At 26.8% G+C, this 16,885-nt stretch carries 17 protein-coding genes; 15 read left to right on the top strand and 2 right to left on the bottom strand.

Annotation, left to right across the window (positions count from 1 at the left end):
• Positions 1 to 58: 58 nt before the first annotated feature.
• A complete protein-coding gene (locus tag B5D11_RS09385; protein WP_078682772.1) occupies positions 59 to 2,362 on the bottom strand; it encodes a glycoside hydrolase family 65 protein in 2,304 nt (767 codons plus the stop codon).
• A gap of 83 nt (positions 2,363 to 2,445) precedes the next feature.
• A complete protein-coding gene (gene pgmB, locus B5D11_RS09380) occupies positions 2,446 to 3,096 on the bottom strand; it encodes a beta-phosphoglucomutase (protein WP_078682771.1) in 651 nt (216 codons plus the stop codon).
• A 304-nt stretch (positions 3,097 to 3,400) separates the two neighbouring features.
• Between pgmB and B5D11_RS09375 the strand changes: the two genes are divergently transcribed.
• The 15 genes from B5D11_RS09375 to B5D11_RS09305 all read left to right on the top strand — a co-directional run bounded on the left by B5D11_RS09375 (position 3,401) and on the right by B5D11_RS09305 (position 16,715).
• Positions 3,401 to 3,994 (top strand): hypothetical protein, encoded by a 594-nt coding sequence (locus tag B5D11_RS09375; protein WP_078682770.1) that lies wholly within the window; start codon positions 3,401 to 3,403, stop codon positions 3,992 to 3,994.
• Positions 3,995 to 4,344: 350 nt separating this feature from the next.
• Positions 4,345 to 4,680: a DUF6514 family protein gene (locus B5D11_RS09370; RefSeq protein WP_242942266.1), complete on the top strand. Its 336-nt coding sequence runs from the start codon at positions 4,345 to 4,347 to the stop codon at positions 4,678 to 4,680.
• Positions 4,681 to 4,777: 97 nt separating this feature from the next.
• Positions 4,778 to 5,185 (top strand): holo-ACP synthase, encoded by a 408-nt coding sequence (gene acpS / locus B5D11_RS09365; RefSeq protein ID WP_078682769.1) that lies wholly within the window; start codon positions 4,778 to 4,780, stop codon positions 5,183 to 5,185.
• The gene (locus B5D11_RS09360) at positions 5,169 to 6,671 is read left to right on the top strand and encodes an NAD(P)H-hydrate dehydratase (RefSeq protein ID WP_078682768.1); all 1,503 of its coding nucleotides are present in this window, start codon (positions 5,169 to 5,171) and stop codon (positions 6,669 to 6,671) included. The genes acpS and B5D11_RS09360 overlap by 17 nt, the downstream gene beginning before the upstream one ends.
• 80 nt (positions 6,672 to 6,751) lie before the next feature.
• Positions 6,752 to 7,366: a germination lipoprotein GerS-related protein gene (locus B5D11_RS09355; RefSeq protein WP_078682767.1), complete on the top strand. Its 615-nt coding sequence runs from the start codon at positions 6,752 to 6,754 to the stop codon at positions 7,364 to 7,366.
• A gap of 47 nt (positions 7,367 to 7,413) precedes the next feature.
• The gene (alr, locus tag B5D11_RS09350) at positions 7,414 to 8,574 is read left to right on the top strand and encodes an alanine racemase (RefSeq protein WP_078682766.1); all 1,161 of its coding nucleotides are present in this window, start codon (positions 7,414 to 7,416) and stop codon (positions 8,572 to 8,574) included.
• A 231-nt stretch (positions 8,575 to 8,805) separates the two neighbouring features.
• Positions 8,806 to 9,126, top strand: coding sequence for a CopG family ribbon-helix-helix protein (locus B5D11_RS09345; protein WP_078682765.1), 321 nt, complete (start codon positions 8,806 to 8,808; stop codon positions 9,124 to 9,126).
• Positions 9,086 to 9,436, top strand: a complete 351-nt coding sequence (locus B5D11_RS09340; protein WP_078682764.1) for a type II toxin-antitoxin system PemK/MazF family toxin — start codon at positions 9,086 to 9,088, stop codon at positions 9,434 to 9,436. Before B5D11_RS09345 ends, B5D11_RS09340 begins: the two co-directional genes overlap by 41 nt.
• A gap of 60 nt (positions 9,437 to 9,496) precedes the next feature.
• Entirely contained in the window at positions 9,497 to 9,847 is a 351-nt protein-coding gene (locus B5D11_RS09335; protein WP_078682763.1) for a hypothetical protein, read from the top strand.
• Positions 9,848 to 9,872: 25 nt separating this feature from the next.
• Positions 9,873 to 10,727 (top strand): YitT family protein, encoded by an 855-nt coding sequence (locus tag B5D11_RS09330; RefSeq protein ID WP_078682762.1) that lies wholly within the window; start codon positions 9,873 to 9,875, stop codon positions 10,725 to 10,727.
• A 333-nt stretch (positions 10,728 to 11,060) separates the two neighbouring features.
• Entirely contained in the window at positions 11,061 to 11,750 is a 690-nt protein-coding gene (gene ftsE / locus B5D11_RS09325) for a cell division ATP-binding protein FtsE (protein WP_078682761.1), read from the top strand.
• A complete protein-coding gene (gene ftsX / locus B5D11_RS09320; RefSeq protein WP_078682760.1) occupies positions 11,740 to 12,630 on the top strand; it encodes a permease-like cell division protein FtsX in 891 nt (296 codons plus the stop codon). Before ftsE ends, ftsX begins: the two co-directional genes overlap by 11 nt.
• Before the next feature lie 106 nt (positions 12,631 to 12,736).
• Positions 12,737 to 14,029 (top strand): murein hydrolase activator EnvC family protein, encoded by a 1,293-nt coding sequence (locus B5D11_RS09315; RefSeq protein WP_078682759.1) that lies wholly within the window; start codon positions 12,737 to 12,739, stop codon positions 14,027 to 14,029.
• Between the two features lie 129 nt (positions 14,030 to 14,158).
• Entirely contained in the window at positions 14,159 to 15,358 is a 1,200-nt protein-coding gene (locus tag B5D11_RS09310) for a S41 family peptidase (RefSeq protein ID WP_078682758.1), read from the top strand.
• A 25-nt stretch (positions 15,359 to 15,383) separates the two neighbouring features.
• On the top strand, positions 15,384 to 16,715 hold the full coding sequence (locus B5D11_RS09305; protein ID WP_078682757.1) for a PDZ domain-containing protein: 1,332 nt from the start codon (positions 15,384 to 15,386) through the stop codon (positions 16,713 to 16,715).
• Positions 16,716 to 16,885: the final 170 nt, after the last annotated feature.

Below are 16,885 nucleotides of genomic sequence, written 5' to 3'. Positions count from 1 at the left end.
TTAGTATATAGTTTTCTATTTGTGAAATTATTATTAGCTTTACTTGATATTTTTGTTATTAGCATGCAATATTTAAAGTATCATTTGCATTAATTTTATAATCTTTACCATATACAGATAATATCAAATCTTTAGAACTTTCGTTTGATATTATTATATTTTCTTTAGTTACATTGACTTTTAATAATGTACCTCTAAACATGATTTTAAAAGAAAATGATTGCCAGTGTTTTGGTATGAATGGATTTAGATGAAGTTTATCATTTCTAACTCTCATACCTCCAAAGCCTTGCACAACTGACATCCAAGTTCCAGCCATACTTGTTATATGGCATCCATCTTTTGTATCATTGTTATAGTTATCTAAATCAAGCCTTGAAGTTCTTAAATACATTTCATAAGCTTTATCATGCATTCCAAGTTTTGAAGCTAAAATGGAATGAACACATGGTGATAAAGAAGATTCGTGTACTGTCCTAGGCTCGTAAAATTCAAAGTTTCTTCTTATAGTTTCATCATCATATAAATGTTCTAAGAAATATAAACCTTGAAGTACATCGGCTTGTTTTATAAAACAAGAACGCAATATTCTATCCCAAGACCATTTTTGATTTAAAGGTCTATCTTCTTCGCTTAATTCTGACACAAGACGTTGTTCTTTATCCATATAACCTTCTTGCTGCAGAAATATTCCAAGCTCTTCATCTACAGGATAAAACATATTTTTTATAATATCTTTCCATTTAATGATTTCTTCTTCTTTAAGATCAAGTTTGTTAATCAATTCATTATATCTATCAGGTTCATTATTTTTTAAATAATCTATAACTTCTAAAGTATATTCCATTGTCCATGAAGCTATTCTATTGGTGTACCAATTATTATTTACATTATTTTCATATTCATTTGGGCCTGTAACTCCATGAATTACATATTTACCTTTTCTAGGAGCGTAGTGAACTCTTTCTTCCCAAAATCTTGATATTTCAACAAGAACTTCAAATCCGTATTGACCTAAATAAGATTTATCTCCAGTATAATTTACATAATTGTATATAGCATATGCTATTGCTCCGTTTCTGTGAATTTCTTCAAAAGTTATCTCCCATTCATTATGACATTCTTCACCATTCATTGTAACCATTGGGTACAATGCACCTTTTTTAAAACCAAGCTTTCTAGCATTTTCTTTAGCTTTTTCAAGGTGTTTATATCTATAAATTAATAAATTTCTAGCTACCTTTTGATCAGAAGTAGATAAATAAAAAGGCAGACAGTAGGCCTCTGTATCCCAATATGTGCTTCCTCCATATTTTTCACCAGTAAAACCTTTAGGACCTATATTTAAACGTTCATCTTCACCAGTATAGGTTTGATTAAGCTGAAATATATTAAATCTGATTCCTTGTTGTGCAGCAGTATCTCCTTCAATAACTATATCACTTTCCAACCATTTGTTTTCCCAAACTTTAATATGATTTTTTAAAAGATTTTCAAAGCCTTCATTATAGGCTTTTGTTAATATTTCTTTACCATAAGGAACTAAATTTTTTAAAGAGTGATCTCGTGAAGTTACATTAGAAACATATTTATAAACAACAATTTCTTTTCCTTCTTCAGCATGAATTTTTAGAGTATTTGAAACAAATTTTTCCTTTTTATCTATTTTTATTTCATCTTTTATTAAATTTCCATCTTTAAATACATCAAATTTCATTGAAGAGGAAAGATGAAAATCAAGTTTTTTTGTTTTTATAACTAAAGTTGAAATATCTGACGATGGAATAATTTCAACTTCTTCCCAAAATTTTTCATCATAATTTGAGTCTTCATTTATAACATCACCATCTAAATAAGGTGTTATTATAATTTCTCCAGAAAAATTAACAGGAGTTATAGAATATTTTATAGCACCAATTTCAGGATATACTGCACTTAAAAATCTTAAACTTTCTACATTTACTGTATTTCCATTAGATAAAGTAGCTGTAAAACTTCTTTTTAAGTAAGCTTCTTTCATATTTAAAACTCTTTTAAAATTTTTCACTTTGGCTTTAGCTAAATCTAAAGTTTCACCGTTTATAACTATGTCTATGCCTATCCAATTTGTTGAATTTAAAACTTTAGCAAAATATTCAGGATATCCATTTTTCCACCAGCCTACTCTTGTTTTATCAGGATAATAAACTCCAGCCATATAACTACCTTGAAGAGAATCACCACTATATTTTTCTTCAAAATTTGCCCTTTGTCCCATATGACCATTTCCTAAGCTAAATACACTTTCTGCAACTCTATTTTCTTCAGGAGAAAAATTTTCCTCGATTATATTCCATTCATCAATTTTAAAATATTGTTTCATAATATTTACATCTTCCTTTCATAAAATAAAATTAAATATAGACAAGCGTTTGCATAAAGATTATAAATTTAAGGTTAGTTAAATCAAACTAACCAAAGTTTCTCTATTGTCATATCTTCAAAAGATGGTATGACTAAATCAGCTTTATTTAATATTTCAGGGGAACCAACACCTATGCTGTGCATACCAGCATTTATAGCTGCCTCTATTCCTGCTTGTGCATCTTCAAATACTACACAATATTTTGGATCTATATTTAATTCTTGAGCACCTTTAAGAAAAACTTCAGGATTAGGTTTAGCATGAGTTATTTTAGTTCCATCTATTATTGCATCAAAATAGTGTGTTATACCTGTTTTTTCTAATATTAATTTTGAATTTTTGCTTACAGAACCAAGAGCTATTTTAATATTATTTTCTTTTAAAGAGTTTAAAAAACTTATTACCCCTGGGAGTATTTCTGAAGAATCCATTTTAGATATATACTCTACATACCAATTATTTTTTTTCTCTGCAAGTTTTTCTTTTGTTTTATCATCAAAAGAAAGACCTCCAATTTCTAAAAGTATATCTAAGGATTTCATTCGGCTCACACCTTTAAGTCTTTCGTTTTGTTCTTTAGTAAATTCAAAACCTAATTCTTCTGCTAATCTTTTCCAAGCAAGATAATGGTATTTTGCAGTATCTACTATAACTCCGTCTAAATCAAATAAACAAGCTTTTACATCTTTCAATTAAAACCCTCCCACAGTTTTTTATATAATTTATAAAACTTTAATAAAAGTGTAAACTCAAAACAAACAAAAATATTTTGAGTAAACATATATATAGGTAAAAGTACAATATACCTTAATGTAAAGTATATCATAAAAGAATGTAAAGGTTAATAAAAATTTTAAATACAGCTTTATTTTTAATAAATGAATAAAGAAATATATGTTTGATTTAGAAAACTATACAAAAATATTTATTTAAATGTTTTTGTATAATTTTTTATTTTATGCATAAAATAAAAAAGTGTTAACGGAGGATGAGAAAATGAAAAATAAAGAATTTATGAAAAAAATATATAGAAAATTTTCTGATTTTGTTTCTGTAGCTTCAGCTAGAGAACTTGAATATTTTGTACTAGATTCAAAATTTACTTCAAGTTTTAATTATAGAATGAAAAAAATTATACAAGAAATAAAAAAAGAAAAAAATGAGGATATAGAATTTAGTATACTTTTCAACACAAATGGAGAAATAGCAGTAATAGATGCAAATATATTAGGTAAGCATATTGGGAACAATTATAACATAAAAATAGAAGAGTACTATAAAAATACAGCTTTAAATAAAATAATAAGGGATGTGATAAATGGCAGTGAAAAATCTCAAAAGGATTTTGTAACTATTTCTTACTCTATTTTGTATCATACTTTAGAATCCATTTATAGTGAAATAAAATGCAAAAAAGACATTGTGGATAAGTACAAAAGAGAATATTTTTTAACAGAATATAAGGGGGAAGATATTGGAGCTGTTATTGCATGTATTTTGATTTTGGAAGATATTTGTAAGTACATAAGGATAAAAGAAAGCTTAATTGTACAAGTAATAAATGACACTGTATTAAATAAAAAAATATAGTCATTATTATTCTAAATTCGACATGATTTACAATAATTTATATAAAATATGTAATCAAAATACATATAATTTTGTAACTAATGGAACTAATGTGATTTACATGTCATATTATGGGTATAAGAAATTTGATAACATTTTCATAAAACGACAATGTTTTTATGTTAATAATGTTAATATTGTGGTAAAGAGTTATTCAGGGGGTGAAGAAATGTTCTATGTAGCTGATTTTAAAATAGTAAAAAACAATCCACATATGTTAATAATTAATGTTAATAATGTGGACAAGTTTATATCTAAATAAAAATTATAAGATATACATAGAACGAAATGTTATGGTGATAGTTGAAAATATGATTAGGAATGAAATATGCGAAGATATGAAGAGAAACTATTTTTATAGGCTTACAAGAAATACTGTTTCTCTTACTTTAGGTGGAGATGAAATGATAGTTCAATCTTACGGAATTGAAATAGAAAGACAAGATGTTGTAAATGGATCTATAGTAAATATTGAAAGAGATTGTGTTGAAAGTATAAGTCCACATAGGCATAAAGTACATAATCTTCTAAAGCTTTTATATGATAGAGGCGTTTCACCAATACATCTTATAGATGTTTTAGGTGAGTATATAGATGAATATATTGTAGATTTTGATGAGGCTTTAAAAGAAATATCTGCTTATTAAAAAAGAGGGTGAATTTTCCTCTTTTTTATTTTTTACTATTATTAAAAATTTTTTAGTGGTAAAATATAAGTACCAATATAAATTAGGGGTGAATTTAATGATAATTGGTGTTGGAGTAGATATAGTAGAAATAAGAAGAATAAAAGAAGCTTTAGATAAAAATGATAAATTTATGGATAAATTATTTAGTAAAGAAGAAATTGAATATTTAAAAAGCAGAAATTTAAGACCAGAGTATATAGCTGGAAGATTTGCTGCTAAAGAAGCTGTTTCTAAAGCCTTAGGCACAGGTTTTAGAGGCTTTGATTTTAAAGATATAGTAATAGATAGAACTGCATTAGGGAAACCTATTGTTGTACTTAAAGGCAAAGCTAAACTTTTAATACAAAAGTACGGGGAATGCAAAATACATATAAGTATAAGTCATGGAGAAGATAATGCTATTGCTTATGCTTTAATTGAAAGTAATTCAAATGAAGGTGAAGAAGATGAAAATAGCTTCTAGTTCTATAACAAGAAAAATTGATAAATTTTGTATAGAAGTTTTGAAAATACCTGGTATTGTTTTGATGGAAAATGCAGCTCTTAAAATTATTAAAAATATAGATTTTAATAATTTTAAAAGTTTTTTAGTTTTATGTGGAACTGGTAACAACGGTGGAGATGGTTTTGCTGTAGCTAGACATCTTTTTTCAATTAATAAAAATGTAGAAATATTTTTTATAGGTTCACAAGATAAAATGACTTCTGATTGCAGAACAAATTATAATATTTTAAAAAATATGGATTTAAAAATTAATAAAGTAAATAATCTAGAAGACGCCAATGAATTAAAAGAAGCAGCAGCACGCTGCGATATGTGTATAGATGCTTTATTTGGAACAGGAATTACAAGGAATATAGAAGGTATATATGATTTAGCCATAACTATAATAAATGAAAATAGTAAATTTACTTTATCTATAGATATACCCTCAGGACTTAATGGTGATACTGGAGAAGTCATGGGGAATTGTATAAAATCAAATAAAACAGTTACTTTTCAGTATTATAAAAGAGGTTTTTTAAATTACGGAAATGATAAATACACAGGTGAAATTATTGTAGAAGATATTGGAATTCCTAAATTTGTAGAAGACAAATTTTATGATAAGGAATTTATTGTAGATAAAACTCTTATAAAAAATAGTATTAAAATTAGAGATAAATATTCACATAAAGGAGATTATGGAAGAGTATTAATTATTGCAGGTTCAAAAGGTTTTACAGGAGCTTCATATATATGCACTGAAGCAGCAGTAAGAAGCGGGGCAGGACTTGTTACATTAGCATGTAATGAAGAAATACAAGATATTTTAAGTTCTAAGCTTATAGAAGCTATGACTATATCTTATAATGATGAAACTAAACTTAAAGAATTAATACAAAAAAGCAATGCTATTGCCATAGGTCCTGGTCTTGGGAATAATGCAAAAACCTTTGAAATTTTAAAATATGTTATATTAAATGCTAAATGCCCTGTAATTATAGATGCAGATGGTATAAATATGCTAAAAGATAATCTTCATATTTTAGAAAATAAAAAATGTAAAATTATAATAACTCCTCATGTAGGAGAGATGTCAAGAATAACAGGCTTTGAAACAGAATATATAAATGAACATAGAATAGAGGTTTCTAAAAAATTAGCACAAGATTATGGAATTATAGTGCTATTAAAAGGCTATAATACTGTAATAACTGATGGAGAATATGTATTTATAAATTCAACTGGGAATAGTTCTATGGCTTCAGGTGGTATGGGAGATTGTTTAACTGGTATTATAGCATCTTTTATAGCTCAAAAATATGAGCCTTTAAAAGCTGCGTATATTTCTGCATTTATACATGGATATACTGGAGAAAAGCTTTCTAAAGAGATGTTTTGCGTAAATGCAAGTCATGTTATTGAAAGTATTCCTTATATAATAAAAAAATTTCAAAATAATTAAAAGAAATTTCTATTAAAGAATATTAATAAAACAATAAGAATAGTATTAATATTGAAGTACATTTAAGTTTGGAGGCTGCCATGAGGGAAAAAATATTAATACTATTTTCTTTGATGCTTATTTTTCCTATAATATTTGGATCTTGCATAAAAAAAAATAAAAGCCCTGAGGAAGTAGTTAATTTTTTAAAAGATTTAAACACATATACATCAGATTTTAAAATGGAAATAAAAAATGATAAACAAGTAATAACATACGAAGGAAAACATTATTATGATAAAAATTTAGGCCATGTTATGAAACTTGATGAAGATAAAATTTTTATTTATAAAGAGGACAAGATATATGCTAATGATGTAAAAAATAATGTTAAATATACTGTTGATAAAGAATTTGATGAAGGCTTTATATATACTTTTATTGAAAAATACATTGAACTTTTATATACTAATGAAGAAATAAAATATGATTTTAAAGAAATAGATGGGAAAAAATATCAAATTATAAAACTTATTATTCCAACTTCAAATAAAAATATTGATAATGCACAAATGTATGTTAATCTTGAAAACTATATACCTGAGTATATATTTATATACGATGAAAAAAACAATGAAAAAATTAAGGTAACCTATAAAAACTTTGAAGTTAATCCAAAGCTTAATAAAAATCTATTTCAAACGGAGAATAAATGAAATAATTTTATAATAATATTTAAGCACAAAAGATAGGAGGCAAAGTTTTGTTTAAGCATTTAAGACCAGTATGGGCAGAAGTAAATTTAGATAATTTAGCACATAATATGAGAGAAATAAGGAAAATTTCTAAAAGTAAAGATATTATAGCAGTTATTAAAGCAGATGGTTATGGGCATGGAGCTTTAGATATAGCACCAACACTTTTAGAAAATGGAGCTACAAAAATTGCTGTAGCAGTTTTAAATGAGGCTATAGAATTAAGACGGGGAGGAATTAAAGCACCTATAATTATTTTAGGGTTTACTCCTCCAAGCCTTATAGATATGCTTTTACGATATGATATAGAACAGACAGTTTATTCTTATGAGTTAGCTAAAGAAATATCTAATATGGCTCAAAAGAAAAATAAAAAGGCAAAAATACATATTGCATTAGATACAGGAATGGGCAGAATAGGATTTTTGCCCAATGATGAAAGTGTAGAAGATGTATATAAAATTAGTAAATTACCAAATATAATTATAGAAGGGCTTTATTCTCATTTTTCTACTGCAGATGAAGAAGATAAAACTTATACAGAACTTCAATTAAAAAAATTTAATGAATTTTATGATAAATTAATAAAAAAAGGCATTAAAATAAATATTAGACATATTGCCAATAGTGCTGCTATAATTGATTTGCCTAAATCACATTTTGAAGCAGTAAGACCTGGAGTAATACTTTATGGTTATTATCCTTCTGAAGAAGTAAGCAGAGAAAAAATAAATTTAAAACCTGTAATGAGTTTAAAAACTAATATTGTTCACATAAAAAAACTTCCAGCTGGAGAATATATAGGATATGGAAGAAAATTTAAAACAAATAGAGAAAGTATTATAGCTACCCTTCCTGTAGGTTATGCAGATGGATATACTAGATTTTTATTTGAAAAAGCAAAGGTAATTATAAATGGAAGCTTTGCTCCGGTAGTAGGACGAATTTGTATGGATCAATGTATGGTCGATGTTACAGATATAAAAAATGTACAGCTTGGAGATGAAGTTATACTTTTAGGAGAAAAAGATAATTTAAAATTTGATGCAGATGATATAGCAAAATTAATAGGAACTATAAACTATGAAGTAACTTGCATGATAAGTAAAAGGGTACCTAGAGTGTATTTAAAGTCTGGAAAAGTTATAAAAATTAGAAATTATATTTAATTATTTTTTAAGTTGTGTTATAATGCTATTATGCCTAAGAATGGGGAAATATCAATAATTTGCTTTGACATATTTTAATATTTTAAATTATAATAATTTTAAATTATAATAATATAGTACATATTTGTGCACTTTTGTATATCTAATATATTTTAGTGCTGCAAATTATTAACAATTATGTTACTTTTCGATAAGTACTTAGTATACGGATTTTTAGGAGGCGTTTTTCCCATGGCAGGTTCAAAAAAACTGGTGGTTAATCTTAATGAAACACTGTATAATGAATTTAATAAAGCCCTTGAAGAAGATTGCAAAAAAAGAAGTGAATTTATTCGTGATGCTATAATAGTATATATTGAGGAGAAAAAAAGACTTAGTTTAATGGACAGTATGAGAAAGGGATATATGGAAATGGCTCAATTAAATCTTGAAATAGCAGAAATGGGCTTTGCAAATGATGTTGATGAATTAAAAAAGTATGAAGCGAAGCTAGCGGAGAGTGATTTTCCTAATGACAACGATAGTGAAAAGAGGAGATATATTTTATGCTGATTTAAGCCCAGTAGTAGGCTCAGAACAAGGAGGAATAAGGCCAGTCATCGTTATACAAAATGATGTTGGCAATAAGTACAGTCCAACAGTAATTGTAGCAGCAATTACTTCACAGATAAATAAAGCTAAACTTCCAACTCATGTTGAAATCTCCTCAGAAGAGTATGGTTTAAACAAAGATTCAGTAGTATTGCTTGAGCAAATAAGAACTTTGGATAAAAAAAGACTTAAAGAAAAAATAGGGCATATGACAGACAAAGACATGAAAATGGTAGATGAAGCACTTTCCATAAGTGTTGGGTTACAATAGGGGGCTTTATAAGCTCCCTATATTTGGTTGTTTTTAAATATACAAAAGAGGAGGTATTAAATGAAGCAATATATAGAAGATATATTGTATGCACTTAAATTATCAATATATTATTTTATAGGTTCTTTTATATTTGGAATTATAATAGGGCTTATTTTATATGGATTTGATTTTATAAACGTAATGCTTTGGGGATGCAGATTATCTCAAATAGTATCTGTATTTGGCTTATCTATATCAGCAATATCTTTTGTAAAATGGGATCTAATGAGACCTCTTAATTATCAAAAAACTTGGGAAACATATTTTCATAAATTAAATTTATCTCATGTTATATTTATAATATCAATCTCTATTTTAGCTTTTTCTTTTATAGTTGATTACTTTGTAAGGCCAATTCCTTCTTTTTAAAAAATATGTAAGTGAGGAGGTTTTTATGAGAAAATTTAAAGAATACATATTTATAACAATAGGTTTTATGCTAGTAGCACTTTCTCTTAGACTTTTCCTAGTACCAAATAAAATAGCAGCAGGAGGGGTTTCTGGAATAGCTATAATACTAAATAGTATTTTTCCTTTTTTAAATGTTGGTATGATAATGCTTGGCATAGATGCCGTATTATTTATAATAGCTTTTGCAGTAATAGGGAATAAATTTGGTGCAAAAAGTATATATGCAAGCTTAGGTATATCATTAACTATATGGTTAACAGATAATCTTAAAATTTTTGATAAAGCTATTACAAATGATTTACTTCTTGCATCTATATTTGGGACTTTACTCTCTGGTATAGGTATGGCTATAGTTTTTAATCAAAATGCTTCTACTGGAGGAACAGACATAATTGCTAAAATATTAAATAAATTTTTTCATATAGATATAGGCAAAGCCATTTTAATTGTTGATTTTATTGTAACTTTATTTGCAGGCATTACTTTTGGCACAAATATAGCTCTATATTCTTTACTTTGTGTTATAATGAATGGTTTTGTTATAGATAATGTAATTGAAGGTGTAAATACCTGTAAAGAGGTTATAGTTGTAAGTACAAAAATAGATGAAATAAGTAATTATATAATTAATGAATTAGATAGAGGCTGTACTATTTTCAAAGGAAAAGGTGGATTCACTAAAAAAGATACAAATATTTTATATACTGTGTTATATAGAAAACAGTTTATAAAACTTAAAAAATTTATTAAAGATGTGGATAATAAAGCTTTTATAACAGTAAGTGAAACTCATGAAGTTTTAGGAGAAGGATTTAAAGATATACTTGGAGATGAATAAAAAAATAGCCACAAATTTTAGTGCTTTTCGTTTTTTAGATATTAAGTTTAACGGAAAAGCTTGATTTGTGGCTATTTTATTTTTTGTCTAATTTTGCACATTAACATTAAAATGATAATATTTTAGGTTTAAATATAGAAATAGAGTATATATTAGATTAGAGCATGTAGGAGATTGTTATTTAGTTTTCATATTAGATATATAAAAGTAAATATTTCCTTTAAAAAATCTTAATTGTTTATTTTAGTATTATTATGTTATAATAAAAAAGTGAAATATGTATTTTTGTGTATAAATTTTGTATATAAATATGAAATAGAGGGAGATGCAGTAATGATTGAATTTAAAAATGTAACCAAAATATATGACAATAATGTGACTGCTCTTAAAGATATTAATATAAAAATTGAAAAAGGAGAATTTGTTTTTTTAGTAGGATCCAGTGGTGCAGGAAAATCCACATTTATAAAAATGATTTTAAAAGAAGTAGAACCTACTAAAGGCTCAATAATTTTAAATGATAATATAGATTTAACAAAGTTAAAAAGAAAACAGATTCCATACTATAGAAGAAAAATAGGTGTGGTTTTCCAAGATTTTAGATTAATTCCTACTTTAAATGTTTATGAAAATGTGGCTTTTGCTATGAGAGTCACAGAGGCATCAGAAAAAGAAATAAGAAAAAGAGTACCTATGATGCTTTCACTTGTAGGCCTTTCTAACAAATATAAATCCCTACCAAGTATGCTCTCTGGTGGAGAACAGCAAAGAGTTTCTTTAGCAAGAGCTATAGTAAATAATCCATCTATTTTAATTGCGGACGAGCCTACGGGTAATCTTGATCCAGATACATCTATGGAAATTATGGAAATATTAAGTGATATTAATCGTGCAGGTACTACTATAATTATGGCTACCCATGCTAAAGAAATAGTAGATACTATGAAAAAGAGAGTTATAGCAATTGAAAAAGGTGTAATATCAAGAGATGAGCAGAGGGGAGCATATGGGTATGAAGATTAATACGTTTGTTAATTTTATAGGTGATGCAGCCAAAAGTTTAAAAAGAAATAAAACTATAAGTATAGCTTCTGCAGCAACTGTTGCAGCAACTTTGTTTATAGTTGGAACATTTTTACTTACTATACAAAACATAAATCAAGTTATGAGCGAAATGGAATCTAAAGTAGAAATAAAAATAATTTTAAAAGATGATATAAAACTTGATGAACAAAAGGCTATTGAAAATAAATTAAAAAATACATCAAGTGTTACGAATGTTGAATATGAAAGCAAGGCTAAAGCTCTTGAAAATTTAAAAAGCAGATTTGGGAAACAGTATGAATCAGCTTTAGAAGGCCTTGAAAAAGAGAATCCACTTCCAGCATCTTACATAGTTAAGGTAGAAAAACCTGAGTTAATATCTCAAGTAGTAAAAGATATAGAAGGTATGTCTGGAATTGAAACAATAAAAGACGCTAAAGAAGTAGTAGATAAAATTATAACATTTAGTAATGCTATAAGATGGATAGGAATTATTATATTTGTGATACTTATAGGAGTTTCTTTATTCCTTATAGGCAATACTATAAAACTTACTGTATATTCTAGAAGAAAAGAGATTAATATAATGAAATATATTGGTGCTACAGATTGGTTCATAAGATGGCCTTTTATATTGGAAGGTATGTTTATAGGTATATTAGGAGCTATTGTTGCAGATCTTTTACTCTATTATGGATATAAATTTGTTTTTATAAAAATGTCTGCACAAATTATGATGATACCACTTATAAATCCAGCTTATGTATATAGCGTTATACTAGGGGAATTTATTCTTGGGGGAATTTTTATAGGAATAGTTGGTAGTATAATGGCAATTAGAAAATTTTTAGTAGTTTAAAAGTGGTTTAAAAATTAGGATACTTATATATTAAAAGTCTAATATAAACTTTTAAATAAATAACAAACTTATTTTAGTAACATCTTAAAAGTTTGGGGGAATATTTATGAAAAAAGGGGTAAGTCTAGTATTAGCACTAACCTTGAGTATTACTTCTGTAATTACAGTAAAAGCTGATAATTTAAATGATGCTCAAAATAATTTGAAAAACATTCAAAATTCAATAAATGATAAAAAAGAAGAATTGGAAAATATTAACCAAAAACATATGGACACAAAAAAGAGCGTAGAACAGCTTGATGAAAAGGTAAATGAATCAGAAAAAACATTAAAAAATTTAAATAGTAAAATTACAAATATAGATAAAAAAATAAAAAACTATGAGAAAAAAATAGAAGAGAGCAAAAAAAATTTGGAAGAACAAGATGAACTATTTAAAAAAAGGGTAAGAGCTCTTTATGTAAATGGGAATGAAAGCTATTTAGAACTAATTTTTAGTTCTAATAGTTTTTCAGAGTTTTTTTCTAGAATTGAATCTATAAGTAGAGTTATGGAATATGATAAAAAATTAATTGAAAGTATGGAAAATAATAAAAAAGCTTTAGAACTTCAAAAGGCTGAACTTGATAAAACTAAAAAAGAAAATATAGTTTTAAAAACTCAAGCAGATAAGCAATATAAAGAACTTCAAGCAAATTTAGCTCAAAAACAAAACTTAATGGAATCTTTAGAAAAAGATAAAGCTTCCTATGAAAAAATGATTGAAGAGGAAGAAAAGGAATCGCAGGCAATAGCCTCATTAATAGCTACTATAAAAAAGAAAAAGGAAGAAGAGGCTAGGAAAAAAGCAGAAGAAGCGAGAAGAAAAGCTGAGGAGGCTAAGAAAAAAGCTGAGCAAGAAGCAAGTAGAGGCGGATCAGCTGCAAACACCAGTAGTACTAATACTAATAACACTACTAATACTAATCAAACAATTTTATCTCAGTCTTCTTCTAGTAATAGTGCTCAAAAGTTATATTGTGTTACAGGAAGAGTTTATCCTATAACTTCTCCTTATGGTCCAAGAATTCATCCTATATTTGGAGTGCAAAAACCTCATACTGGTATAGATATTGGAGTTGGGTATGGAACACCTATATATGCTTTAAAAGATGGTGAGGTAATTTATGCTGGAGTCCAGGGAGGATATGGGAATGTTGTTATGATTGATCATGGAGATATTATAAGTTTGTATGCACACAATTCTTCTTTAGCAGTTAGTGTAGGACAAACTGTAAAAGGTGGACAACTTATATCAAGAGCTGGAAGTACTGGAAATTCCACAGGACCGCATCTTCATTTTGAAATAAGGAAACCAAATGGAAGTACTATTAATCCAACTCCATATTATGTTAAATAAATGATTAAAAATAAATTTGCAATGTTTTTGCAAATTTATTTTTTTTAGTGTTATAATTATTGAAGATTTATATAAATATATAGATATAGTAAAAATAAAAATGCCTAAGTAGTGAGGAGAGATAAATATATGAATAATAAGAAAAAATGGATAGCTGGAACAATAGCTATTGTTTTAGCTACTAATGTATTAACCTTTGTAAGCGCAAAAACGTTGCCTATATTTTCAACTGGGCATGTAATACAAGCAGGAAATAATGAAAATATTTCAAGTTACAATAAATTATTTGAAGTGAGGGATCTTATATATAAATTATATGATGGACCAATAGATGAAAATAAATTAGTAGAAGGAGCTATTAAAGGCATGACAGCATCTCTTGAAGATCCTTATACTGTATTTATGAATCAAGAAGAATTTCAAGCGTTTAATACTCAAACAGAGGGAAGTTATTCAGGTATAGGACTTCAAATAGAAGTAAAGGATGATAAAATAATAGTTTTAAGTACGTTTGATGATTCACCAGCACAAAAGGCAGGTATACTTCCAGGAGATGTTATAGAAAAAGTAAATGATACTAAAGTATCTGGTAAAGACTATCAAAATGCAGTGGCTATGATGAAAGGAAAAGAAGGTACAACTGTAAATATAACAGTTACAAGAAATGGGAAAGAAACATATACATATACTGTAAAAAGAGCTAAAATAAATTTACAAACTGTAAGTGGTGAACTTCTTTCTAACAATATAGGCTATATAAGAATTTCTATGTTTGATAAAAACACAGGAGAAGATTTTAATAAAAAATTAAAAGATTTGAAAGATAAAGGTGCTAAAGGAATAATTTTAGACTTAAGACAAAATCCAGGAGGGTTATTATCTACTTGCGTAGATGTAGTATCAAATTTTGTACCAAAGGGAGAAGTAATAGTTTCTACTATTGATAAATACAAAAAAGAAGAAAAGTATAAATCTAAGGGAGGAATAGCAATAGGAATGCCTTTAGTTGTATTGACTGATGGACTTACTGCTAGTGCTTCTGAAATAGTTTCAGGTGCAGTAAAAGATTATAAAGTAGGAACATTGGTAGGCGAAAAAACCTTCGGAAAGGGAGTTGTTCAAACTTTAGTTGATACTGGAGATGGAACAGCATTAAAAGTTACAATATCTAAATACTATACTCCTAATGGAGTAAATATACACAAAACAGGTATTAAGCCAGATATAGAAGTTAAGTATCCTGAGGAACTTTTAAAAGAACCATATGCAAGGAATAAAGATCCACAATTTAATAAAGCATTAGAAACATTAAAAGAAAAAATGAAATAATTTTATTTGAGGAGAATTTTTTTACATGAGCATTTTAATAAATACTTTAAGAGCTATTGCTTACACTTTAGTAAATCCTAATAGTGTATTAATTCTTATAATGCTTGCTTTTATGTTGTATAGACAAAATAAGAATATAACTATAATGCAAAAGATGATAGTTGGAGAAAATTTTGACTCTTCATTAGAGCTTACTATTTCTCAAATAGTAATAGGTATAATTGCTGGAGCAGTCTCCAGCATTATACTTGCCTTTTTAGGAGTAGCTTTTGATGAAAATTCAGCTATATATTTAATATTTTTAATATCAATATTTTTTATGTTTATAAAACCAAGGTTTATATGCTTTGCATATTCAGGAGCATTGCTTGGAATTTTAAGTTTAATTTTAGAACTTATATCAAAGATATATGCTGGAGTTAAAATAAATTTATTTGGAAGTGTTATAGATTTAGCAAATGTAGACATTCTTAAAATAGATATAGGCTCTCTTATAGTATTAATTTCTGTTCTTCATTTTATAGAAGGAATTTTAGTTATTATAGATGGTAAAAGAGGTGCTATTCCTGTATTTACAAATAGAGGAGATAAAATAATAGGCGGTTTTGCTCTTAGAAGAAATTGGCTAGTTCCAGTAGCATTATTTTTAATAATTAACAATCCAATTAATTTAGAATATACTCAAAATATTGCAACTCCTAGTTGGTGGCCTTTTCTTAAAATTTCACCATTTTTAAATATGGCAAAAGGAGCTGCAGTTACCTTATTTGCCTACTTTAGTATAATAGGATATAGTAGTGTAACATTTACTAAAAGTAAAGAAGAAAAAACTTTTTCTTCAGGTATAGCACTTTTACTATATAGCATAATACTTTTTGTGTTAGCTCAGTTTTCATATTTAAGTTATATGTATAAACTTCTTTTAATAATATTTACACCTGTGGCTCATGAATTTATGATTAATATACAAAATTTCCTTGAAGTAAAAAGAAATCCTAAATATGTAAGTGGAGATAATGGGATTATGGTTCTAGAGGTAGCACCTAACTCTCCAGCACAAGAAATGGGAATTAAAAGTGGGGATTTATTAGTAGAAGTTAATAATAAAAAAATTACAAGTGAAAATGATATTTTGTATCCATCGATAGAAGGAGTAAATTATATTAGTTTCAAAATTGAAAGAGGAATGGGCAAGCATTATGAAGTAAGTTATAACAAAATGAATAAAGAAAAAAAAATAGGAATAGTTTTTGTGCCTAAAAACATTCCTAAAGATAGTACTGTAATACATTATGATGAAACTAAATTTAAAGAAATATTTGATAAAATTAAAAATAAAAAAGATGACGATGAATAAAAAATTAATGTAAATCTCTTAAAACAGTTTTATTATTTAAACTGTTTTAAGAGATTTACATTTTTACTTAAATTCTATACAATTATATATTTATATTAAGTATTATACTTAATATAAGTAGTTTATTAATATAAAGTTTTAAAAAATATATACTCTCACTTACTAATTAA

It is taken from the genome of Clostridium sp. USBA 49, assembly GCF_900167505.1.
GTDB classification, from domain to species: Bacteria; Bacillota; Clostridia; order Clostridiales; family Clostridiaceae; genus Clostridium_AT; species Clostridium_AT prolinivorans.
The sequence above is the reverse complement of the archived record's forward strand: the minus strand, read 5'-3'. Positions and strand labels throughout refer to the sequence as shown.